Consider the following 22,565-nt stretch of genomic DNA (forward strand, 5'->3'; position numbering starts at 1 on the left):
GCCGCGCTCGTACTTTTCCGGGCACGCGGTCGCACCTCAAATTAGGAGCCTCTTTTACACACGCCCAAGGGCTAATCTCAGTCGAAGAAGGGGGTTGCTATTTTATTCAAATAGCACCCTATTTTCTGTTCAGCCTGAAATGGTGTAGCAGCATCGCTACGTCATGCTCTGACGAGTCTGTCAGGAATCGTCCACGCCCTCACACTTTAGCGATCCAAGGGAGCATCGTTATGAAAGAAGCAAAGACCCGCGCCAACCGCGCATTGATTGGGTGCATCCTTCTAGTTTCAATGAACTTCGGCACCTTCATCGTGCTCTCGAACTACATCGGCGGGCTATCCGTGCAGTTCAGCGCAACGGTCGGCCAGATTATCTTGCTATTTTCTATCTCATCGATTGGCAGCTTAATCGCAAACCTCAGCCTTGCGCCCATGTTCCGACGCATGAGAATCCGCTCAATTCTCCTGATCGGAATCTCCTGCTATGCGGCCTTCTTCCTCCTTATGGCTTTCTCGACCTCGCTTCCGCTGCTCTATGTCGCTGCCCTGCTCTTCGGGATGGGTGTGGCTGGCTGCGGATTCGTCGTAGCCCAGGCCGTCATCATGTGGTGGTTCGTTCGCGGTGTTGGGAAGAAGATCAGCTATCCCTCCATCGCCTACCCGCTGGTTTCCCTTGCTCTCTCCCCGGCGATTGCCTGGGGTATTGAGTCGGCTGGTTTCACTCCGACACTCTTGGTGCATGGGCTCGTTTGCGTTGCGGTGATGCTGTTTGCTGCTCTTGCGCTCATCCCTGAGCGACCCGAATTCTACGGACTGACCGCGTACGATCCCGCACCGGGAACGAGGCTTGATGCCTCCTCGGCCGAAGTTCGGGAGGCCATCCGGGAGGCATCTGGAACAGGAGCGGAAGCACCTTCCAACTCTGTCGTCAGCATGCCATCAGTGGAATTACCGGCAGGCATGACACTCAAACAAGCATTGAGGACGCCTTCGTACTGGTTGGTGAGCATCGCCGTATTCTTGATCGTCGGTGTGGCCACGGGGTTCGGTGGACAAGCGGTCGTAATCTTCGAGACCGCTGGCGGCGTTACAGCCATCGCTGCCGCTTTTATTCTTTCCGTGAAGAACCTCGCTGCAATGGCCTGGAACTTCGCTTATGGTGCTCTGGCTGACCGTATCGGCGGTAGTTCCGCCGGTCTTCTCTTCGGCCTGGGCGTCATGGTCTTCAGTTCAATTGCGGTATTCGTATCCGGGACGGGGGGAGCGATCTTCATCGCCGCAAGCCTCGCGATCACGCAGTTCGGGGGAATGTACGCCGCCATAATTCTCCCCCGGATGTTCGGGCTGAAAGAGTTCGGAAGCATTCTTGCTTCAATCAATGTGAGCGCAGCACTCGGTGGCGCCGTCGTCGGAGCTCTCGGTGGTCTTATCTACGACGCCACGCTCAGCTACACAATGTACTTCATCTTTTTCGCAGCAGCGGCAGCAGCTATGGTGGTCCTCCAGGTCATGGCTACACGCCCGCGAGCCCTGAATCGCCTTGCGGAGACAGCTGCCGCGGAGCCAATCGAGGAGCGAATCACAACCTGACTTCCTGAAGGAATGGCCACGTGGTCGCCGAGCAAACCTGAAGATCTCTAAGACAAGCCGGATCGATACGTCGCTTCTTTGAGAACCCCGCGAAAGTCGTAAGTATCTGCGAGGACTGAGCCTCAAGCCGAACCCGCTTCGTCCGAATGACCGGGGATTTGCGCACGTTGACCCGCCCACGACGAACGCTTCGGCTGAACGCCTTCTTACGCCTCGTCGCGCGCTGTTGCGATGCTTCAACACGAGCACCTTCCGAGGCAGGTGCTCGTGTTGAAGCACTGGCGTATGCGGCTGTTATGCCCGGCCGCACGCAGGCAATACTTCTTCGCGATCCGAAGTTCAGGGCGGGCACATGCAGATACCAACCTGGAATTCAACCGAGTAGCCGCCCGCGAGACCCACTTCGGAAAATGCAGGCCTACACGCGCAAAAGGGTCGGGTCCTGACCGGACTGGTCGAGCGGGCCGGTGGGCGCCTATGAGTTGCGGAATGCATTGGCAGAAAGGTGGATTTTCCACCGGGCCACCTGTTGAACTGCCGGCGTGGCAACGTGCGAGCCGCGGCAAACGACGACGCCCACGTCGAACGGGCGAACTGGCCCCTGGGCGCGAGTCCTCGGTTACCGAGGTTACGACAGGGCGAGCTCAGCTGGGGCGGCCCAGATTTCCAGATCTAGCTCGAACGCAAAGGTTTATTGCGGTCGGTCGAACCCGCGGTCCCGCCCGCAACTAGTCGGAACCCGTTCTGATCCGGCAGTGATTCGGGAAATCGCTGAGGCCCATCCGCCTTGGCCCAATCCGAGCCATCACGACGCAATGGCAATCGTATCGCGCATGCAACTTGCAACTTACCGCACGGCAACGACTTGGTCCTGAAACCACGTGATCTGAAACCCATCAGCGAGGGCGAGATCACTTCGAGAGATCCTGCCGTGTCAACCTCCTCGCGATAGCGATCCGAGTGTTGCCCCTCTTCCCTATGGCCCTGAGACTGTTCGTGTCAGCGCTGGTCGAAAAATGAGCCATTTCGTGGGCGTTTCATCTCTGCCAATTGCAACTCCAAAACGCTCAGGTGTTTGCAACGACTGCTAGACGCCAAGCCGTCACAATGGCTCACTTTTCAATCGTCACCGACAGTTCGCCCCCTACCTCCGCCAACAAGGTATCCATAGCAGGAACGGCATAATTGCTGGCCTCAATGCTGAGGCGCGGGCAGCACGATGGATCCCGGCAGAACCTTGCTGCGGTGCCTAGGGGTGGCCAGCTGCAGCAATTCGCCGTCCCAAGGGCTGCCACCCTCAGGACGATCCCTAAGGGAGGTCCTCCGGCATCCTTCACTAACGCATCAGTTCACGACGCATTTATTACCCCGGTGGGGCTGAAATTCTGCATCACGGCGGTAAGCCCCCGGCCGACCGCCAGCAGTCCGGATATGCGACGGACCGCGTGTCAGCGGAGCCCATAGAGGACAGGCCTTCTTCCTCTGAAAATACGAGAAAAGGACCCGCACCACCGAGCGGTACGGGTCCTTCCTGGTTTTGCTGAGGCCGACCTCGTCCTGTTGAAGGAGAAGGACGAGGTCGCTCGGATGAGCTAGGAGGTAAAAGGGGCTTCAAGGTCATCCAGGAGATTGGGCGGCTCAGCAGCGTCCGGGAGGTAATAGGACTCCTCCATGTAGTGGATAAACCGCCATTGGCCATCGTCGTCAAGCTGGAGCACCGCAGTGACGCGGGCAGCAGCGACTCGCGGTTGGTCGGATTCGATGCTGCGAATGCGCCATTTCACGACGAAGATCGCGAGCATCGTGTCCGGCGCAATTTCACGAATCCAGGATCTGGGGATGGAGACGGAAGCGTCGACGATCCTGGAACGAGTGCGCGCCAGGTGACCTGCGATGCCAGTCCAACCTGACAGAATGTCGTCCAATTCCGGGGCCATGTAGGTGGTATCCGCAGATCGCGCCCACAGACTGGCCAGCGCGTCCCATTGCAGGGCTTCCCAAAATTGCTCGAATCGCTGGAGCACGGTCTGAACGTCGGATTTTTTAGTGGTCAGGGGCATGGAGGGATCTTTCGACATCAGTAAGGTGAGTTCATTGTCGCGAAGCGAGCTTCGGCGCCTGAAGCCTTCAGCTGTTGATCAATTCCTGCAGCTACGAGTCGTTCCCCGTTGGCAAGAGTGAGCATGGTGAATCCGAGTTCGCGGAAGGTGTGGGCGAGCGTTGCATCCCCTGCATGAAGGGCTGCAATTTTCCTCGTCCGCTGTGCGGCGCTGGCGATGAGGCTGAGTGCGGCTCGCATGGGCTCGGACGGTGGGAACTGGTTTGCGCCGTGTCCCAGAGCGATACCGAGGTCGGTTGGTCCTACGTAGCAGCCGTCGATGCCGTCGACGTTGAGGATCGCTTCGGCATTGTGTAGCCCGCTTTCGGTCTCGATCATGGCGAGGATGGTGACTCTCGAGTCGAGCTCGGACACGTCGCGGCTAAGCCATGTCGAAACAGGCCCGTAGCTTCGTTCTCCCCGGGGAGGGTAGTGGGCTGCTCGAGCAATCATCTGTGCCTGCTCCACAGAGTTGACCATTGGGACGATGATGCCGTCCGCACCAAGGTCGAGGGCGTATCCGATTTTCTGTGGGCTTGAGTCAGCCACACGAACGTAGCGGGGAACGCTGCTGGGTACTTCGAGCATTCGGCGAAGGGTGTGGTCCTCGATGCCATGTTGGCAGTCAATGCCGACGAAGTCTGCGGTGCTGCGTTCGATGGCCCTCAGCACTCCGATGTCATCGTTGGCGACCCAGAAGCCGTCGGTGGTCTTCCCGGGCGGGATGTCAGTGGACATGATTAGCTTCTGCGCTGTGATTCGGAGCAGCCGCCGCTGCGGTGGAAGCTGTCTTGTTGTGCCGAAGTACGCGAGCTGCAATGCCGGTGAGAACTAGCAGGATAAGGCCGGCAGAGGCGAGGACGGTGAAGCCGGTGACATACGCCCCGGGGGCAGCCAGTGTTTTGTCCCCCAGGGTGACAGTCTGTGAGGCAAGGATTGCTGAGAACATGAGGGGCCCGGCGGCGAGTCCGACGGACTTCATCACCTGGTTGACGTTGCCGGCTTCGCTTGTGCGTTCGACCGGGACGCCGGTCATCAGCAGGATTGGGATTGCGGCATAGAGGAAGCCTGACCCGATAATCGCGATTCCGCCTCCGACGGCCAGTAGGAGGGGTGAGACCACGGGTGACAGCAGCAGAATCAGAGCTCCTGCCAGGACGAAAAAGCTTCCTGTGCCGAGCGCCGTGGGGACGCCGAATCTCCGAGTAAGGATTGAGGACAGTGGGCTGGCAAGGGCACCGCCGAGAATGCTGGCGGCACCCATGACTGCGGCGGTTGCGGCTGCGCCGAGACCCATACCAAGTCCTGCACCCGGCGGTGACTGTAGAGCGACCACGAGGACAAGCCAGAAGGCCAGCACGCCGAAAGCCATCACCAGCATCATAGTGTGGGCGACGGCTACCCGGCCGTCCTTAAACGTACGGAAGTCGACTGCCGGGTGCGGGCTACGAAGCGAAAGAACGACAAATGCGGCGAGGGCAACGGCACCCGCCATGATGAGTGCGATGACTACTGCTCCGTTGGCCTTACCGATGAGGGTGATTCCCAGGAGAATGGCGGCGACGGCGGCGGCAAAGATCAACCCGCTTCCCAAGTCGACGTCGCGGAGCTTGCCTGAGGCCGGGCTCGCGGGGAGCAGAATCCATACGAGGATCACGGTAAGTGCCGCGAGGCCGGCGCTGAAGGCGAAGATCGCCCGCCACCCGACCCCGTCGATGAGGAGGCCGGCTACAAACTGGCCTATGGGCCCGCCGATGAGGGCTGTACCCGAGAGCAAAGACAGCACCATGGGCAGGTTGCGATCACCGAGCCGCTCGCGGGCGATGCCGAAGGCGAGCCCGAGGATGGCCCCGGTGGTTCCCTGGATCGCCCGGCCCAGAATGATGCTGGGGAGAGTCGGCCAGAGGAGAGCAACCATTGATCCCGCGGTGCCGAGAAGCAAAGCGGCGATCAGCACACGCTTTCGTCCCAGCACGTCTCCGAGCCTGCCCGCGGTTGCGGCGGTGGCCGCTGCGACCAGAGCATATCCGGTTATCGACCATCCGACAGTGACGGGATCGCCGAAGTCGGCATAGAGGTGCGGCAGGGCGAGCTGAATCATGTTCTGCTCGAACGCGTGATTCATCTCCGCCAGCATCAACAGACCGATCAGCACGGGAGCGCTGACTTGTGTCCACGCGCGAGTTTCGCTCATTCTTTGACTCCTTTGTCTGCGAAACGGTGTAGACATGGGCTGATGTCCACGTCTGGGCAAGGGGTCGTGAAAGGTGAAGGACCGAGCTGCAGCCCTCCACCTTTCACGGGGATCGTTCAGAGGTCGAGGACAAGCCGGCCCGATGCGCATCGGGATACACAGATAGCCATCGTGCGGTCTTCATCGTGCTGCTCGGGAGACTTTGCCGAGTCAAGGTGCACGGGTGTGCCACTGACTACGCGCGTTTCGCACGTGCCGCACATCCCTTCTTCACATGAGGTAAAGACCAGAACGCCGGCCTCGCGGGCGACATCGACGATCGTCTGATCTTCCGGAACGGTGAGCACAAGTTCGCTTTCGACCAGCTCAATCTCGAAAGTCCCTGTTGGTCGACTGTCACTGACATCGCGCGCAACGAAGCGTTCCAGGTGCAGGTCACGGGCTGGCTTGCCCACGGCATCGAAGGCCCCCACTACGGCATTTAACAATGGCTCGGGTCCGCAGGTATAAACGAGTGCCTCACCGCTCTCGGCCAAGACGTTCTTGAGCGGAATGAATCCTCTCTCGTCCTCGGGATAAATGTTGACCCTCTCGCCATATGCCAGCAGCTCCTCAAGGAACGCCATTGATGAGCGGGTACGGCCCCCGTACCAGAGTGACCAGTTGGCACCGTTCGCTTCGGCGGCACGGATCATCGGCAATAGAGGAGTGATGCCGATGCCGCCAGCCACGAACACATAAGTTTCCGAGTTGCGGAAGGTGAAGTTGTTCCTGGGCCCGCGGATGCGTATCTCTCCACCGGCCGACAGTGAGCCGTGAACCTCCAGGGAGCCTCCGCGACTGTTCGGGTCGAGCAGGACGCCGAACCGATATTGGCTGCGGTCGCCGGGGTCGCCGGCGAGCGAGTACTGTCGCACTAATCCGGATCCAAGGATGAAGTCGACGTGGGCGCCGGGAGTCCACTCTGGCAGCAGCGAGCCGTCCGTTGCCGACAACCTGATTTCGGCGACGCCATCGGCGGCAGCCCGTTTCATGGTGATCGTGGCATCGATCTCGGTTTCGAGTGACGTTGCCGTGCTGGATGTTGAGATGCTCATGGTTAGCTTCCGGTGATTGCCTGAGCGCCGATGGCGTTCAGGGCTGCGGTGTTCCCGAGCGCACGGAGCCGAGGCTCGTAGAGATCGGCGGCATTCCGGGACAGGATCCGCTCCCGGCCCTCTCTGGAGAGCCCGCTGGGCAGATCGGCCGGGCTCATCGAGGACCAGTGCGGGTAGTTACTGCCGTAGATCAGGAGCTCTTCAGCCCGACTGACTTCCAGCCATGCCTTCTCTGATGCCTGGTCTGTCGGGGCTTCGAAACGGCTTGTGCGGAAGCGGAAATGGTCCAGGTGCTCGGACGGCGTGTCGCTGACCCAGGGGGTTTCATGCCGGGAGATCCCCCAGTCCCCGTCCATCCGCCACAGGAACGGCATAAGCAGGTCGAAGGCACCGTCCCCGAATACGACGCGGAGGTCCGGAAGGCGGTCAACAACTCCTTCCAGGATGAAACTGGCCAGGTGGTACAGGCCGGAGATGTTCTCCTGGGAAGCGTACTCGATGTGCTTGGTGGGATAACCGGCCATGGTCGGCTTGTAATTCGCCGCCGCACCGCCGTCCGCATGTATGACAACGGGAAGCTTCAGTTCCGCAGCAGCCTTCCAGATCGGAAAGTAGTTGCGGTGGCCGTAGGGGCGCCACGCGTCCAGCGGAACCCCGACCTGCACCATACGTGGATGGTCTGCCCACTTCTCGATTTCTGCGACCGCCTTATCGGGGTCTGTTGGGTTGACGCGGATGGTGCCCAGGAACCGATCCGTGGACTCGGGCGCGTCCAGCCAGGATTTCGCAAGCCATTGGTTGGTGGCGGTGCACAGTTCGGTGGCCATGTCGACGTCCGGTTGCGGACCACGGGTAAGGGGAGACAGCACGCCGACGCGGGCGTTGTCCCGGTCCAGTTTCGCCAGAATCTTGGCAGGACTAGACCCGGGAAGCGCTGACGCGTCGTCTTCCGGACGAGCCTCCTCAAGGTATTCCCCATAGGGTGCGCTACCGGTAGGGGCGGTGTACATCTGACGAAGCACACCGGGCATGTGTCGCTTACTTGCCCAGGGCTCGGACATCCACAGGTGCGGCTCGACCTCGGAGCGCCAGAAGGGTGTCACGCAGGTGTCGATGATGGGTGCGTTTTCGGACATTATTATGCAACTCCAAGCAGAATCACGTAGCCGTCCTCGACGACCACTTCGTAGCTTCGGACCTTTACTTTCGCGGCGGCGGCTTGCCCGGATTCGAGTTCGAACTCCCACCCGTGCCAGGGGCACTTGATGAACTCGTTCTCGCGCGAGAATTTTGACGAGTAGGGCTCCTCCCCTGCCGTCGTTTCACCGGTGAGCTGCCCGACACACATCGGACCGCCCCGGTGCGGGCAGTAATTAGCGATTGCCGACAGCTTGCCGTCGATGTTGTAGACACCGACGCCGAACTTGCCGACGGGCACGACGACCATTGACCCGGGCAGAAAGTCTTCGATCTTGGCAACGACAGTGCGCGAGCCGACTGTTGTGGAGTTATTTGCTGACATCAGTCGGACCCCACAAATTCGTGCATGACCTGGAGCGTGTTGACCTGGGAGATGACGTGCCCCGAGCTGTCGACCTTGTTTTGGTTCACGCCGTGGCTGTACCGCGTCATGGGGTCGGCGGTGAGGTCGAGTTCGTCGACGGGTCGGAACTCCGGCAGGTTGTACAGTTCACGGGCGTTCTCGAACAGCACCTTGTCCCGCCAGCTGGCCGGGAGGCGTCCGGCAATGAAGCGCGGGTCGTCGTAGTCCCAGTGTGGGTAGTCGCTCGAGAACATCAGCATGTCCTGTAGTCCGCCGGCTTCGATCAGCTTGATTACGTCCCGGGGGTTCTTTGGCTCCTCGAACGGTTGGGTGGTGATCCGAATCTGTTGGCGGATGGAGTCGCTGGGGCGGCGCTTGACGTTGGGAACCTCAGCGCCGAGCTCTTGCCAGTAGCGGTCGAACCGCCACATTGCCGGTGTGAGCCAACTGAAGCCGCCCTCGACGAAGACCACACGCAGGTCGGGAAGCTCGTCGAAGACACCGTCGAAGATGAGGCTGGCGAGGTGGTTGACGTAATAGTGCGACCACGAGCCCATGACTTCGATGTGGTAGGAGCTGTAACCGACGGGAGTCATCGACTGCATCGAGCCTTCGCGCGTGATGTGCATCGCGATGGGCAGACCGAGGCGGGCAGCCTCCCGCAGGACCGGGCGGTACAGGGGATGCCCGATGGGATGCACGAGCGCCTCCGGTGCGAACTGAACCTGGGGAAAAAACCCGTGCCCGACCCATTTGTTCATCTCGGCGATCGCTCCGGCCGGGTCACCGGGTGAGATGCGGATACCTGCGCGGTAGCGACCGTGCGAGTTGTTCGCAGACCCCAGCCAGTCGGCAGCAATGTACTCATTGATGCCAGTGCAGCGGGCAGTTTCCCATTCGGCGTCCCACCACTTTGCTCGGGTCAGGGGAAGAAGCATCGCGTAGTCTGTGCTGGATTCCTGGAAGACCTGTTCGGCGTAGAGCTGCTTGTCTTCACCGGGACGCATGCCCGTAACCAGCGCGTCAGTCCGTGCGGGGGTCGGGGACGCGTAGAAAAGGCGGGCATTCTCCACGTCCGCGGCCCTGTTGGTGTAGTACCTGGACCGCCACGGCTCCGGGATGTAATCGATCATCTCGTGCATGGGGACGTCCGGGTGCGTGTCCGCGTCGATCGTGGCGACGCGCTTCTGGTCGCCGATCTTCAGGTCGCTCGTTTCTTTCGTCATTGAGGAACCTCCTTGTCCGTCAAATAGGAGCCTATTTCCAGCCACTCGGGCCGTTGTAGTTGATGAATCTACGCGTGATACTGGTCATAAATAACGTCCTATTTAGGAGGTCAGAGATGATCGGAACGGGTGAATTCGACAAGGCCGGCGCAGTGACAGCCGAAAGGATCCAGAACTGGATCAGCAATGAGGGCTGGCCGATTGGGTTGCGTTTGGGAACCGAGCCGGACCTGATGGCCCGCTTCACTGTGAGCAGGGGGGTGTTGCGGGAGGCTCTCAGGATGCTTGAGCAGCAGGGCGTGGTTGAAACCCGGCGCGGACGGGGAGGTGGGGTGGTGGTTTCTCAACCCTCAACAGATGCGGTTGTTGAAGCGGCCATTCCTTACCTCCGGTTCCGCGGGGTTCGGACGAATCACACCTTTGAGGCGCGTCGTGCGCTCGAACTGTCGATGGTGCCGCTGATCATCGACCGCATGAACAATGACAACGCCCGCACCCTGGAACAGTTCCTGGAATGGGAAGGGACACTCGCCAAGGCACCAGACGAATTCTTCGAACGAAAACACACAGCCTTCCGCGGATTCCACACCATCCTCGCAGCGCTGACCGGCAACCCGGCACTTGAGTTGTTCGTCCACGTCCTGGAGTCGCTCACGTTCGCCGCTTACCGCCGAAACCGGGATACGGGGCAGATCCAGTTGGAAGACAACACGATCTACGAGCGGCACTGCGCCGTAGCAGCGGCACTCATCGCAAAGGACGCAGACCGCGCCCTGCGCGAGCTCGACGAAGCGATGGCTTTGGCGCGGGACCTTTACGGGGAACCGGACCCTGTCGAACGTTTGAAGACCCGGGCGGCCAGCATCCTGCTACCCGATAAATAGGACACCATAACGCTCGTCAGCTAGTGCCAATGTTGTCCATGCAGTCCGCACGGGCTGTTCGGCTACGGAGCCTTGATACTCGGCTCCTCTAAACAAAAATAGGAGCCTCCAACGATGACGATGGCGAGCAACCCGGCAGAGTTGACGATCATGTCTGACCAGCCAAAAGAAAACGAAGCGTGGTCCAACTGGGCCCAAAACTTCACTTCGAACCCGGCGTTGACTTTTTACCCTGATTCCGAGACCGGAGTGGCCGATGCCGTCCGAGTGGCACTGCGCGAGAACCTCACCCTGCGCACGGCGGGCAGTAGCCTCTCCTTCTCTCCGCTGGTGACAACGCAGGGCGTTCTGCTGCACCTCGACAAGCTCACGGGCATCACTTCCATTGACGAGACGAAGCAGCGCGTTCGGGTCCGGGCGGGTACAACGATCAAAAACCTCGCGGCGGAATTGTGGGAGCGCGGCTGGTCGCTGAGCAACCAGGGCATCATTTGGGAACAAGCAATTGCTGGTGCTTTGAACACCTCTACGCACGGAACGGGCAGGGGCCTTCGCGGATTCTCCTCGATGCTGACCTGGGTGCGTCTGGTCGACGGCCGCGGCGAGATCATCGAGATCGGTGAAGATGACCCCCGCCTCCACGGCGTTCAAACCGGCCTCGGACTCATGGGCGTGTTCCTTGAAGTTGAGCTCAACATTGTCCCGCGCTTTTTCCTGGAAGAAAAGTTCCAGTTCCCGCACTGGGATGTCGCAGCGAATGCGTGGGAGAACGAGGTTGCGAATAACCGTAATCACGGCCTGATGTGGCTCAAAAGCGACACCTCAGCTCAGGAATACAGCCTTCCGTCTCCTGACGGCGAGAGTATGGCGAACCGGACTGTCTACTTCCAGGCCAACGAGATTGACCAGATTCCAGAAAATGAATGGTCCGATGTGCTTGGTGCCCGCCGGGGCCCCGCATACCGCGTGCTGTCGGCGCCCATCGGCGAGGGCGCCAAATTGTTCTACGAACTCGAATACGCCGTTCCGTACGAGGACGTCCTCGAAGCAGTGGCCCTTGTTCAGCGCCAGAGCGAGGCCCACCCAGAGCAGAACCACCCGATCTTCATGCGGGTAATAGAAGCCGACGACTCGTGGATGTCGCCGTTCTACCAGCGGAAATCAGCCACGATCTCGGTAGCTGGAATGCCGGGCACCGACTACTGGCCTTTTCTGCGCGCCGTACATAACACGCTGCTGCCGTTTGCACCCCGGGCCCACTGGGGCAAGCTCCATCTCATGACCCGCGAGCAGCTTCAGAGCGCCTATCCCAAGTTTGACGACTACGTCGCACTCCGACGTGAGCAGGATCCAAACGGCATCTTCCTCAACGACCACCTGCGGCCCCTATTCGGATAAATTCCCGCGGGGCCGGAGCAGCATTAGGACGCGCCGGCCCCATCTGGCCAAGGTCCCCAGATATCCACAGGTCGGCACCTTTTGAACCCAGAAACGATATCGTGCACGCCCTGCTCACCGCCGCCGCCGCAAACATGAAAGCAGATAAAAGTGAACAGAATGACCGGTAAAGGAGCTGTTGTTACCGGGGCAGGCTCTGGGCTCGGACGGGCCGCCAGTATGGCACTGGCGAGGGAAGGCGCAGCCGTGCTCCTCGTCGACATTGACGCTGCGGGGCTACAAGAGACCGCTGAAAACATCCAGGCGGCAGGCGGGAAATCCATCGTCTTCATAGCTGACGTTTCCAACGCCCAACAGGTGCGTGACTACGTGACCTGCGCACAACAGGAATTCGGGACCATCGACGCGTTCTTCAACAACGCTGGAATCATCGGGCCGCAAGCGCCCCTGGTTGAGTACCCCGAAGACGGTTTCGATAAAGTCATGGCCATCAATGTCAAAGGCGTCTTCCTCGGCCTCAAGTACATGCTGCCCGTCATGATGGCCCAAGGGTCCGGGGCCGTCGTCAATACCGGCTCTATGGCTTCCGCAGGCGCTTTACCCGGCAGTACAGCGTACGCGGCAGCCAAACATGCAGTCATCGGGCTGACCAAGACCGCTGCTGTCGAGACGGCCACGACCGGCGTACGCGTTAACGCAATCCTTCCGGGCAACATCAAAACAAAGATGGCACTGGCCGGCGCTCCCGGGCAGACGATAGCTGAAAAAGAAGCCATCCTTGGTGCAACGGTTCCCCAGGGACGGGCGGGTCAGCCCGAGGAAATCGCAGAGGCGGTTTTGTTCCTTGTCTCCGACCAGGCCCAGCACATAACAGGGGTTCAGCTGCCTGTAGACGGAGGAATTACCGCGCAGGTCTACCCCAGGGCCACGACTTCCCGCGCAACGTCTCTGACCTGAACACCAGGCTACAAAATTCCTTACTCCGTACCAGGAAGCCAAAGTCCGAGCACCAGATTTCCCAACCGGAGAAATCAGTCAGCGCACTGCCGCGCCACCCGGCACGGCGTCCAACGCACAACACAAAGAAGGAATCACAATGCGAACACTCCGCCTGCATGGCCCCCGAGACGCTAGGATCGAGGACGTAGAACGACCCGACCTACGACCCGGAACGGTCCGTATAGATGTCTCCTACGCCGGCATTTGCGGATCCGACTTGGCCCTCTACCAAGACGCGCCGGTTCCGCGGGACTACGCAAACCCAATAATTGGGGAAACGGGCCCTCACAGCCTCGGCCATGAATTCGCTGGCTACGTCGTCGAGGTCGCAGCCGATGTCGAATCGCTCACGATAGGTGACCTCGTCGCGGTGCAACCAAACTTTGCCGACGGGACGTGCCCATCCTGCCTGTCGGGGCACCCCAACATGTGCGACAACTACGCCTTTATTGGAATCCACGGCTGGGGCGGCGGTTTCAGCGAGTCGCTTGTCGTGCCGGCGGACCACGCCTTCAAGCTGCCGTCCGAATTTGCGCCCGAAATTGCTGCGCTCATTGAGCCCTTGGCGGTCGCATGGCACGCGGTGAACACCGCTGTCCTACCCGACGGCGGAACGGCCCTTGTGGTCGGCGCCGGACCCATCGGATTGAGTCTGCTGCTTTGCCTTAAGGCCCAAGGCGCTGGAACGGTCATCGTCAGTGAACTCAGCGAGGTGCGCAAACAGCTCGCGCTGGAGCTCGGCGCAGACCTAGTCATCGACCCACGCGAGGAAGACGTCGCACAAGCCGTATTGCGGGTCACGCACGGACGCGGTGCCGACGCTTCGTTCGACGCCTCCGGAGTCGGAAAGGCGAGCCTTCAGGTCGCAGTAGATTCACTCGCACCCGCCGCTCGAGCAGTTATCGTTGCAGGATTTCATCACGACGTACCCCTGGACGTCATGCCTTTCCTCTTCAAGGAAAAGATCCTGACCGGCTCGTTCGCCTACACCGCACAAGAATTTGAGGCAGTGCGCGATGCCATCGTCGACGGCCGGATTAAACCGGAACGCCTCATCAGCAGCACGATCAGCCTCTCCGAAGTCGTCGAAAAGGGCATCAAACACCTGCTAGGAGACGGACGCTCCTCAGAAGTCAAAATCCTGGTTAAGCCCTAATATGCCAAACCCGCTGGATCCGCATTACACGTCAACCACCAGTGCAGCGTGCAATGCGGATCTCCGCGTCCTGCACAAATGGCCCATGCGGCGGAGTCCCCGTGGACTTGGGCAGTCATACCCGTTGATTCATCATGTATCCAGGGCAGCTTAGGAAGCGACATGAGTTCAGCAGCACCATCTGGAACTCCGTGGATGCCGAAAATTGTTCCTCAAGATTCTCGGTTCCGAACGAGTTATACACACCAAGTCCATGACTGGTCCGACCTCCGAGGGGCAACTGTGGAAGTTCGACTTGAGGGAACATATCTCAGAACCGGTTGCGTGGAAGAAGCAACCGCCGAAATGCTATGGCTGGCGCAGGATGGCGTCGAATCGAGAATGCTTATTGATAAATTCAATGGCTACGAACTCTGGATCGATCCCCAGCAACTTCCCTTCTTAAAACGCAGAGGATAGGACCCGAGCCGGTCCTTAACTGGCTCTTCAGAATTGAGAGTGTAATCGGCGCTGCCGCGTGAGAAGTCCGGGGCGGGGAGGTTGTTTCGGCTGGGGTGAGGGCCTTGGGAGAGAATCGGATTGTCTAGATCGTGATTTTTCTACCGCAAGGCCCTCGTGTTTAACGCTACCTTCCAAAGCCCTGACCTGACCACATTCTGCCGCCTCGACGGACTCGGACTCGAAGTGACCGGGCAGCATGTCCGCCCGGGCCGCGCCGTCCTTGCCTGCCGTGTTGTTGATCCTGATGACTGGTGCCGGAAGTGCGGGTGCCAGGGCGTTCCCCGTGACACGGTGACCCGTCGGCTGGGCCATGAACCCTTCGGGTGGCGGCCGACCACACTGCTGGTCAGCATCCGCCGCTACCGCTGCGCCGGGTGCGGGCACGTCTGGCGGCAGGATACTTCCAAGGCTGCCGAGCCGCGGGCGAAACTCTCCCGCCGGGGGCTGCGCTGGGCGTTGGAAGGCGTCGTCTGCCAGCACCTCACGGTCGCCCGGATCGCCGAAGGACTCGGCGTCACCTGGAATACCGCGAACAAGGCCGTCCTGGCCGAAGGACGGAGGGTCTTGATCGATGATCCGCACCGCTTCGACGGGGTCAAGGTCATTGGTGTTGATGAGCATGTGTGGCGGCACTCCCGCCGCGGAGACAAGTACGTCACCGTCATCATTGACCTGACCCCAATCCGCGATGGCACGGGCCCGTCCCGCCTGCTGGACATGGTCGAGGGCCGCTCGAAACAAGCCTTCGCGACCTGGCTCCAGGAACGCCCCCAAGAATGGCGGGACGGGGTTGAGGTCGTGGCCATGGACGGGTTCTCCGGGTTCAAGAGCGCCGCGGCCGAGGAACTCCCCGACGCGGTCCCGGTGATGGATCCCTTCCACGTCGTCCGGTTGGCCGGCGATGCCCTTGATTCGTGCCGGCGGCGGGTTCAGCAGCAGACGTGCGGGCACCGCGGACGGGCCGGGGACCCGCTGTATTCGGCTCGCCGGACCATCCACACAGGCGCGGACCTGCTCACCGAGAACCAACGCCAACGCCTGGAAACCCTGTTCACCGCTGATACGCATGTTGAGGTCGAAGCCAGTTGGGGCGCCTACCAGCGCATGGTTGCCGCTTACCGGGAACCAGACCGGGCCAAAGGTCAGCAGATGATGCAAGCCGTGATTGACTCCCTCAGCAGCGGCGTCCCCACCGCGCTGACCGAGCTCCGAACTCTCGGGCGCACCCTCAAACGACGGGCCCAGGACGTGCTGGCATACTTCGAGCGACCCGGCACATCAAACGGCCCAAGTGAAGCGATCAATGGGAGACTCGAACACCTACGAGGATCTGCCCTCGGCTTCCGGAATCTCACCAACTATGTCGCCAGATCGCTGCTGGAATCCGGCGGATTCAGACCGAAACTACACTCTCAATTCTGAAGAGCCCCTTAACTGCTTGATGACCATCTCGAGAATTCCGGTCTGTTGCAGTGCCAGGTAAGTGACGGAGACGTAGGCCAGAAGAGAGGAGCCGGGCAGTTCGTCTTGCCGCGATGCCGGCGCCTTAGGGAGCACCGATACAACGCAGGCTGCGCCGCACTGTGCGACGGCAGGATATCTGGCTCACGCATACCAGCCTCTAAATAGGGCCCTCTTTAATGGCAGCACAGAGGCTAGCATTTTCTTCCGTGCATGGCCTGTCAGAGGCCAGAGAACTTATATAAATGCCTATTTTTAGGCGAAGGAGACATCACCATGGCACGGTTCACAGGGAAAGTTGCACTCGTAACGGGAGCGGCATCCGGTATCGGAGAAGCGATAGCGAGGAGGCTCCACGCAGACGGGGCGACAGTCATCATCGCCGATGTCTCCGAGGCCCGCGACGAGATCGCGGAATATTTGGGCGAAAGGGCCATCGCACGAAGGCTCAATGTCGCAGATGAGGCAGACGTGCGCGCCACGGAGAAATGGATAATGGCGGAGTACGGGAAGCTGAACATTCTTGCCAACAACGCCGGCATCGGCGGAGCACAGGCTCTGACGCATGAGTATCCGGTTGAAGAATTCGACAAAGTGATGGCGGTCAACGTCCGCGGACAGTTCCTGGTCCTCCAGGCCGGACTACGACTGATGCTGGCCAACGACGGTGGCGCTATCGTGAATACGGCGTCCGTCGGCGGTTTCCGCGCCACCCCGACCTCGATTGCGTACATAGCTTCGAAAGGTGCCGACGTGATGCTCACCCGCACAGCCGCACTGGAGTACGCCCAGAAGGGAATCCGCGTTAACGCGGTCGGACCGGGTACCATCGCCACTCCGATCCTTGCGAATTCACCTAAATCGTTTGTCGACATGCTGGAGTCGCAGATACCGCAGGGCAGGCTCGGCCGAGCGGAAGAAGTCGCCAACGTGGTTGCATTCCTCGCCGATGACGACCAGGCCTCGCACGTTACCGGACAAGTCTGGCTCGTCGACGGCGGCCGTTCAGCGGGTTAGCACAGCACACGGGCAATCGCCCCGAGGCCGGAAGACTGTAAGAGGTACCAGAAGCTCTTGGGGCGGCCCGCTGCATCCTAGGCGTTGTTGGCCTCCGCGCTACCCTGCCATAAGTTCGCCTGCCCTCACCTCCTGTCCATGGGTGGCGATCGTGCCTCGAGCCGAAGAGGCGGGTTCGTCTACACCCAGGCTTTCGCCCTCGATCGCACCCTGAAGTCCTTGCAGTCTAAGACTGAGGACTCAACCTCATATGTATTCGGGTGAAGACCTCCGTTCTACCAGCCGAGGGGACGATAGGCAGATCGTGTTCCCCGCACAAACGTCCGGTAACCCTGACGGCACCTCCCGTCGACCCAATCAAGGAGGACTTGTGTCCTACAAGTTGCAAGAACCGGAAGTCAGTGATGCCTTCTCACTGACGGGCGCCGGCATGGCTCCAAGCCCTCGGCTTCCACTTTCTCTTGAAGTCATCACTTTGGACGGGCCCCAAAGCAGAGACGACAAACTTAATCGTGCCATCAGCAGACTCATTCCCGCCGCTCTTGAACGCCCGGCAGGGTATTTTGGTCATACAACGCGATTTCGGGAAGTACACCGTTCGCGTCGACCCCGAAGTGCCATGCGGCACAACCAGGGAGTTTCGCGAATTGATCGTGGTGACTACAAGCCGCCACAGCTTGGTTACGCCGTCCATATAGGCTCTATTGGCAGGCCTCAATCGACGAAAGTATTCCGCTTCTATCCGCAGCTCTACAACCGCCTCGGATTCTCACTCCGCGAACGCCCTTTCGGCCGCGACTAACTCCTGCTCAAACGCGCCACTAATCTGTCCGGCGCGAGTCCCAAGACAGCCACTTCGCCTATTTACACCACACCCCAACCTGACGTCAGCCAGGCGTATGAGCTACGTCAGGTTGAAGTCGGAAACCCGTTTTCCTGACGTGCTAATCCAACCTCTATAGATCCCAACCTGACACGCAGCCAAGGTTTGTCCCAGCCGGGAACCAGTTAGTTCGGTGCCCAACTACCAGGGCGCCTGTCAGGGCTCGCAAGCTTCACAGAAGTCCTACGAAGTCCAACCTACCGAACGTTATCCATTATAGTGAACATATGACTTCCCGTACGACCGTAGCCATCGCCGTCCCGCTCGAAGCAGAGCTTGTGGACCAGATTCGCGCCATTGATCCTTCGATTACCGTCCTTTACGAGCCCGACCTCCTGCCCCCGGAACGCTATCCAGCCGACCACGCCGGCGATCCCGCCTTCAAACGCACCGACGAGCAGGAGGAGCGCTACTGGGCAATGCTCAACCGCGCCGAAGTGCTCTACGGCTTCCCCAACGAAAGCCCAGCTGGGCTCGCCCGCATCGCCCGCGACAATCCCGGACTGCAATGGATCCATGCCATGGCGGCGGGAGCGGGCGGAGCGGTGAAGGCGTCCGGCCTCAGCCAGGACGTCCTGCAGAAATTCAGGATCACCACCTCCGCCGGAGTGCACGCCCTGCCCCTCGCGGAATTCGCTGCGATGGGAATCCTGAACGGCTTCAAGCGGAGTTCCGGACTTGCCCAGGACCAGGCGGCGAAGGCCTGGCCCACCCTTCGCGTCCCCACCCGGCTCGTCAACGGCTCCAACCTCGTGGTCAGCGGCCTGGGGGAAATCGGATTGGAAACGGCCCGGATCGCCCGGGCGCTGGGCATGAAGGTCAGCGGTACCAAACGGTCCGTAGAGCCCATCGACGGGATCGATCAGGTTGTGGACAACGCCGGCCTTCCTGCCCTCCTGGCCACGGCAGACGCCGTCGTCAACACCCTGCCCGGCACTGCCTACACGGAGAAGCTGTTCAACCGCCAACTGTTCGCCGCCATGAAGCCCGGCACGACGTTCGTTAACGTAGGCCGCGGCACCGTGGTGGACGAGGACGCCCTGCTGGAGGCACTGGACAACGGCCAGGTGGGCTACGCCTGCCTGGATGTTTTCGCCGTGGAGCCGCTGCCGCAGGACAGCCCGCTATGGAACCATCCCCGGGTCATGGTTTCGCCCCACACCTCGGCCCTCAGCGCAGCCGAGAACCGACTCATCACCGAGCGCTTCTGCAGCAACCTGCGCACCTTCCTCGACGGCGGGGATCTCCCCCACCTCGTGGACACGGTCCACTTCTACTAGGACGGGGCGGAGAACCGGTGCGCATCGCAAGACTAAATACAGCAGCTGGTCCGCAGTACGCCGTTGAGAGCGACAGCGGCTGGGACCACATCGTCGACCCGTTTGAGGAAAGCCTCCGCTACACCGGCGGTGCCACCACCCACAACGAGGCAATATTCCTCGCCCCGGTGAGGCCCGCCGTCGTCCTGGGCATTGGCCATAACCGCACTTTGAATGACCATCCCCTGCCCATCCAGGCGTGGCACAAGTCCGTCCACACCATCGCCGGGCCGGGCGATGCCATCACCGCGGTCCGTGGACAAGGCACGGTCAATGCCGAGGGTGAACTCGCCGTCGTGATGGGCAGGACCGCCGCCAACCTGACCGCGGAAAACGCCCTGGAGCACGTCTTCGGCTACACCTGCGTCAACGACGTCACCAACGTGGATCAGAACGCGGTGGACGAGCGGAACTTCCAGGGCAAGGCCGGCGTCAACTACACACCCCTGGGCCCTTGGATAGAAACCGGACTCCCGGATCCCGAAAGGGTGGCCATCGACGTCTACGTCAATGGGGCCGCAAAGGCCACTTCCGGGACCTTCAACCTCCCCTCCTCGGTGGTGGACTGCCTCATCTATGTCACTTCATGGCTGACCTTGGAACCCGGCGACGTGGTGATGACCGGAGCGCCCGCCACAGTGGTTCCCGTCGAGCCCGGGGACCGTGTGGACATCACGGTGGAGGGCATTGGAACCCTGAGCAACCGCGTGGCCTGAGCCGGGCCGGCGTCAGCGGGCGTCGCAGGACGTTAAGATGGATAACGTTCAGAGGACTGAACAACAGCGAAGCCCGCCCCGGCAAACCCAAGGAGAATCATGGCCGATTCCCCCATTCCTGCGTCATCCGAAAAATCGGGAACCGCCTCTCCGGCGCCCGCAGTCACCCGCGCCGCGGCCGTCCTGGATGCCCTGGCCGCCTCGGCAACCGGGCGGCTGACGCTCAGCGATCTCTCGCGCGAAGTGGGAATTCCCAAGTCATCCACCTCCAATCTCCTGCTGGCCCTGGAGGAGGCGCGCCTGATCAGCAGGCAGGGCTCGGAGTTCACCCTTGGCCGCAAGCTGGTGGAACTGGGTGCCGCCTACCTGGGCCGCATGGACGAAGTCCAGGAGTTTTACCGTTACTGCGAACAGGCCTCCGTCCTTTCCCGCGAGACGGTCCGGATCGCCATGTTGGACGGAACAAACGTCATTTACCTTGCCCGGTACGAGGGCCACCCGGCCGTGCGGCTCACCTCCAATATCGGCGACAAGATGCCCGTATCCCTCTGCGCAGTGGGGAAGGCGCTGATCGCCCGGCTGAATGTGCACGACATCGAGGAGATGTTCCCCGATGACGCAGAACTGCCCGTCCTCACGCCAAAGTCCTTACGGACAGGGGCGGAGCTGAAGGCGCAGCTGCGGGAAATCCGCGAGCAGGGCTTTGCCTTCGAGGACGAAGAATCCACCACCGGCGTGGTCTGCCTGGCCGTTGCCGTTCCCACGCGGGGCGCGCACGGCCCCAGCCTGGGCCTGTCCGTCACGGCCCTCAAAGCCACCTACACGCCGGAACAGGGTTCCCAGATAGTCAAGGAGCTGCAGGAACTGGCCCACTCGCTGGGCAACCCGATGGGCTGAACGCCAAGCGGCGGCCTTCTGCGACATATAACAGCCAGAGACTATTGCCAGTTGTTCAACTTGCTGTATCGTGTTCAGCATAGTGATCGACGCAATGGGCGTTGTCGCTATCCCACCAGGCCAACGGGGGCCTGGAGTGCGTTAGAGGGAGTTCTCGTGACAACTCGTACTAAATCACCGCAGGCCACCGCGGACGGCGCCGTCGTCGATCCGGACCAGCTGCGAAGGGCAACTCTTGCCAGCTCCGTGGGCTCCGCCCTGGAGTACTACGACTTCTACATCTACGGCCTTGCCTCGGCCCTGATCTTCGGCCCGCTCTTCTTCGCACCACTGGGTGAGAGTGGAGCAGTCATCGCCTCCTTCGCCACCTACGGCGTCGGCTTCGCCGCCCGGCCCTTCGGCGGCGTGGTGTTCGGCTACATTGGTGACCGCTTTGGCCGGAAGATGGTGCTGATCCTGACCATCGGCCTGATGGGCCTGTCCAGCTGCGCCATCGGCCTCCTGCCCACCTTTGAACAGGCGGGAATGCTCGGTGCGGTACTCCTGGTGGCCCTGCGTATCCTGCAGGGCCTTGGCGCCGGCGCCGAGCAGGCAGGCGCCACGACCCTTATTTCGGAGGTGGCTCCGCGCCGCCGTCGTGGTTTCTTCGCGTCCCTGCCGTTCGTCGGCATCCAGCTGGGCACCCTCCTGGGCGCCGGGACATTCGCCCTGATGGCGCTGGCGGACAAGGCAGTCCTGCAGGCCTGGCTGTGGCGCGTACCGTTCCTGGCAAGCGTCGTCCTGATTGCGATTGCCGTCTTCATCAGGCTTCGGCTCAAAGAGACGCCGGTCTTCCAGGAACTCGAGAAGCACAAGGCCGTGGCCAAAAACCCTGTGGGCCAGATCTGGAAGCATTCCAAGAAAAACGTGCTGATAGGTATCGGCCTGCGGATGGGGGAAAACGGCAACTCGTCCATCTATTCCGCGCTCCTGGTGTCCTTCATCAGCATGCCCGCAGGTGTCTTCGCCGGCGACAAGTTCATCGGCCCCACAGGCCTGTTGATTGCCGCGGGCTTCGCCGCGGTAATGGTTGTTGCCTTCGGCGCCCTGTCCGACCGTTTCGGCCGGGTTCCCGTCTACCGCTACGGCGCACTCTTCCAGGCCGTTATCGCCTTGCCGGCCTTTTACCTGGTCACACTGGGCAATGTCACCCTGGTGTGGGTGGTCATGGTGATGGGCATCGCCCTCGGCGTGCAGGCCATGCTGGGCCCGCAGTGCGCCCTGCTGCCGGAACTCTTCGGCTCCCAGCACCGCTTCACCGGCGTGGCCCTCAGCCGCGAACTGTCCGCCGTACTTGCCGGCGGCTTCGCCCCGATGATCGGCGTGGCACTGCTGGCAGTGACCAACCACTCCTGGCTGGTCCCGGCGGTCTACTCGCTGGTCCTGGCGGCGATCTCGTTCGCCACCACGTTCGTCACCCCGGAAACGAATGGCCGCGACCTGGTGCTCGTAGAGGACGCCAGGTAACAACCGGCGCCGTCCCGCCCACGCCCCCACGGATCCCGCACTCATGCGTGCGGGATCCGCGGGGTGGGGGCCGCTGCTATA

General features: G+C 61.1%; 19 protein-coding genes. 12 read left to right on the plus strand and 7 right to left on the minus strand.

Annotation, left to right across the window (positions count from 1 at the left end; genetic code table 11):
• Positions 1-230 precede the first annotated feature (230 nt).
• On the plus strand, positions 231-1,589 hold the full coding sequence (locus AC6JAM_RS08195) for an MFS transporter (protein ID WP_497934450.1): 1,359 nt from the start codon (positions 231-233) through the stop codon (positions 1,587-1,589).
• A gap of 1,592 nt (positions 1,590-3,181) precedes the next feature.
• Here AC6JAM_RS08195 and AC6JAM_RS08200 read toward each other — a convergent pair.
• The 7 genes from AC6JAM_RS08200 to AC6JAM_RS08230 all read right to left on the minus strand — a co-directional run bounded on the left by AC6JAM_RS08200 (position 3,182) and on the right by AC6JAM_RS08230 (position 9,747).
• On the minus strand, positions 3,182-3,649 hold the full coding sequence (locus tag AC6JAM_RS08200) for a YybH family protein (RefSeq protein ID WP_497934451.1): 468 nt from the start codon (positions 3,647-3,649) through the stop codon (positions 3,182-3,184).
• A 17-nt stretch (positions 3,650-3,666) separates the two neighbouring features.
• Positions 3,667-4,425, minus strand: a complete 759-nt coding sequence (locus AC6JAM_RS08205; RefSeq protein WP_497934452.1) for an HpcH/HpaI aldolase family protein — start codon at positions 4,423-4,425, stop codon at positions 3,667-3,669.
• A complete protein-coding gene (locus AC6JAM_RS08210; protein ID WP_497934453.1) occupies positions 4,415-5,881 on the minus strand; it encodes an MFS transporter in 1,467 nt (488 codons plus the stop codon). Before AC6JAM_RS08210 ends, AC6JAM_RS08205 begins: the two co-directional genes overlap by 11 nt.
• 116 nt (positions 5,882-5,997) lie before the next feature.
• A complete protein-coding gene (locus AC6JAM_RS08215) occupies positions 5,998-6,978 on the minus strand; it encodes a PDR/VanB family oxidoreductase (RefSeq protein ID WP_497934454.1) in 981 nt (326 codons plus the stop codon).
• A 2-nt stretch (positions 6,979-6,980) separates the two neighbouring features.
• Entirely contained in the window at positions 6,981-8,114 is a 1,134-nt protein-coding gene (locus AC6JAM_RS08220; protein ID WP_497934455.1) for an amidohydrolase family protein, read from the minus strand.
• Between the two features lie 2 nt (positions 8,115-8,116).
• Positions 8,117-8,500 (minus strand): Rieske (2Fe-2S) protein, encoded by a 384-nt coding sequence (locus tag AC6JAM_RS08225; protein ID WP_497934456.1) that lies wholly within the window; start codon positions 8,498-8,500, stop codon positions 8,117-8,119.
• Positions 8,500-9,747, minus strand: coding sequence for an amidohydrolase family protein (locus tag AC6JAM_RS08230; protein WP_497934457.1), 1,248 nt, complete (start codon positions 9,745-9,747; stop codon positions 8,500-8,502). Before AC6JAM_RS08230 ends, AC6JAM_RS08225 begins: the two co-directional genes overlap by 1 nt.
• A 116-nt stretch (positions 9,748-9,863) precedes the next feature.
• On the opposite strand from AC6JAM_RS08230, the gene AC6JAM_RS08235 reads away from it, so the two are divergent.
• From AC6JAM_RS08235 to AC6JAM_RS08285, 11 genes are all read left to right on the plus strand, one after another.
• A complete protein-coding gene (locus AC6JAM_RS08235) occupies positions 9,864-10,631 on the plus strand; it encodes a FadR/GntR family transcriptional regulator (protein WP_497934458.1) in 768 nt (255 codons plus the stop codon).
• A 114-nt stretch (positions 10,632-10,745) separates the two neighbouring features.
• A complete protein-coding gene (locus AC6JAM_RS08240; protein WP_497934459.1) occupies positions 10,746-12,029 on the plus strand; it encodes a D-arabinono-1,4-lactone oxidase in 1,284 nt (427 codons plus the stop codon).
• Between the two features lie 159 nt (positions 12,030-12,188).
• Positions 12,189-12,986 carry an SDR family NAD(P)-dependent oxidoreductase gene (locus AC6JAM_RS08245; protein WP_497934460.1) on the plus strand — a complete coding sequence of 266 codons (798 nt, stop codon included), beginning with the start codon at positions 12,189-12,191 and terminating at the stop codon, positions 12,984-12,986.
• 139 nt (positions 12,987-13,125) lie between these two features.
• Positions 13,126-14,184, plus strand: coding sequence for a 2,3-butanediol dehydrogenase (locus tag AC6JAM_RS08250; RefSeq protein WP_497934461.1), 1,059 nt, complete (start codon positions 13,126-13,128; stop codon positions 14,182-14,184).
• Between the two features lie 162 nt (positions 14,185-14,346).
• Positions 14,347-14,643 carry a hypothetical protein gene (locus AC6JAM_RS08255; protein WP_497934462.1) on the plus strand — a complete coding sequence of 99 codons (297 nt, stop codon included), beginning with the start codon at positions 14,347-14,349 and terminating at the stop codon, positions 14,641-14,643.
• A gap of 156 nt (positions 14,644-14,799) precedes the next feature.
• Positions 14,800-16,107, plus strand: coding sequence for an ISL3 family transposase (locus AC6JAM_RS08260; RefSeq protein WP_497934032.1), 1,308 nt, complete (start codon positions 14,800-14,802; stop codon positions 16,105-16,107).
• Positions 16,108-16,422: 315 nt separating this feature from the next.
• On the plus strand, positions 16,423-17,163 hold the full coding sequence (locus AC6JAM_RS08265; protein WP_497934463.1) for an SDR family NAD(P)-dependent oxidoreductase: 741 nt from the start codon (positions 16,423-16,425) through the stop codon (positions 17,161-17,163).
• 1,110 nt (positions 17,164-18,273) lie between these two features.
• Positions 18,274-19,326 carry a D-2-hydroxyacid dehydrogenase gene (locus tag AC6JAM_RS08270; RefSeq protein WP_144601411.1) on the plus strand — a complete coding sequence of 351 codons (1,053 nt, stop codon included), beginning with the start codon at positions 18,274-18,276 and terminating at the stop codon, positions 19,324-19,326.
• A gap of 17 nt (positions 19,327-19,343) precedes the next feature.
• A complete protein-coding gene (locus AC6JAM_RS08275) occupies positions 19,344-20,081 on the plus strand; it encodes a fumarylacetoacetate hydrolase family protein (protein ID WP_144601410.1) in 738 nt (245 codons plus the stop codon).
• 99 nt (positions 20,082-20,180) lie between these two features.
• Entirely contained in the window at positions 20,181-20,978 is a 798-nt protein-coding gene (locus AC6JAM_RS08280) for an IclR family transcriptional regulator (RefSeq protein ID WP_018770351.1), read from the plus strand.
• A gap of 156 nt (positions 20,979-21,134) precedes the next feature.
• Positions 21,135-22,484 (plus strand): MFS transporter, encoded by a 1,350-nt coding sequence (locus AC6JAM_RS08285; protein WP_497934464.1) that lies wholly within the window; start codon positions 21,135-21,137, stop codon positions 22,482-22,484.
• The last annotated feature ends 81 nt before the right edge of the window (positions 22,485-22,565 follow it).

Source organism: Arthrobacter sp. GmRoot5-12, from assembly GCF_059739365.1.

What these genes read in the sequence shown, in the direction of transcription:
- AC6JAM_RS08195 (WP_497934450.1), top strand. Translation starts at nt 231, where the DNA reads ATGAAAGAAGCAAAGACCCGCGCCAACCGCGCATTGATTGGGTGCATC.
- AC6JAM_RS08200 (WP_497934451.1), bottom strand. Translation starts at nt 3,649, where the DNA reads ATGCCCCTGACCACTAAAAAATCCGACGTTCAGACCGTGCTCCAGCGA.
- AC6JAM_RS08205 (WP_497934452.1), bottom strand. Translation starts at nt 4,425, where the DNA reads ATGTCCACTGACATCCCGCCCGGGAAGACCACCGACGGCTTCTGGGTC.
- AC6JAM_RS08210 (WP_497934453.1), bottom strand. Translation starts at nt 5,881, where the DNA reads ATGAGCGAAACTCGCGCGTGGACACAAGTCAGCGCTCCCGTGCTGATC.
- AC6JAM_RS08215 (WP_497934454.1), bottom strand. Translation starts at nt 6,978, where the DNA reads ATGAGCATCTCAACATCCAGCACGGCAACGTCACTCGAAACCGAGATC.
- AC6JAM_RS08220 (WP_497934455.1), bottom strand. Translation starts at nt 8,114, where the DNA reads ATGTCCGAAAACGCACCCATCATCGACACCTGCGTGACACCCTTCTGG.
- AC6JAM_RS08225 (WP_497934456.1), bottom strand. Translation starts at nt 8,500, where the DNA reads ATGTCAGCAAATAACTCCACAACAGTCGGCTCGCGCACTGTCGTTGCC.
- AC6JAM_RS08230 (WP_497934457.1), bottom strand. Translation starts at nt 9,747, where the DNA reads ATGACGAAAGAAACGAGCGACCTGAAGATCGGCGACCAGAAGCGCGTC.
- AC6JAM_RS08235 (WP_497934458.1), top strand. Translation starts at nt 9,864, where the DNA reads ATGATCGGAACGGGTGAATTCGACAAGGCCGGCGCAGTGACAGCCGAA.
- AC6JAM_RS08240 (WP_497934459.1), top strand. Translation starts at nt 10,746, where the DNA reads ATGACGATGGCGAGCAACCCGGCAGAGTTGACGATCATGTCTGACCAG.
- AC6JAM_RS08245 (WP_497934460.1), top strand. Translation starts at nt 12,189, where the DNA reads ATGACCGGTAAAGGAGCTGTTGTTACCGGGGCAGGCTCTGGGCTCGGA.
- AC6JAM_RS08250 (WP_497934461.1), top strand. Translation starts at nt 13,126, where the DNA reads ATGCGAACACTCCGCCTGCATGGCCCCCGAGACGCTAGGATCGAGGAC.
- AC6JAM_RS08255 (WP_497934462.1), top strand. Translation starts at nt 14,347, where the DNA reads ATGAGTTCAGCAGCACCATCTGGAACTCCGTGGATGCCGAAAATTGTT.
- AC6JAM_RS08265 (WP_497934463.1), top strand. Translation starts at nt 16,423, where the DNA reads ATGGCACGGTTCACAGGGAAAGTTGCACTCGTAACGGGAGCGGCATCC.
- AC6JAM_RS08270 (WP_144601411.1), top strand. Translation starts at nt 18,274, where the DNA reads ATGACTTCCCGTACGACCGTAGCCATCGCCGTCCCGCTCGAAGCAGAG.
- AC6JAM_RS08280 (WP_018770351.1), top strand. Translation starts at nt 20,181, where the DNA reads ATGGCCGATTCCCCCATTCCTGCGTCATCCGAAAAATCGGGAACCGCC.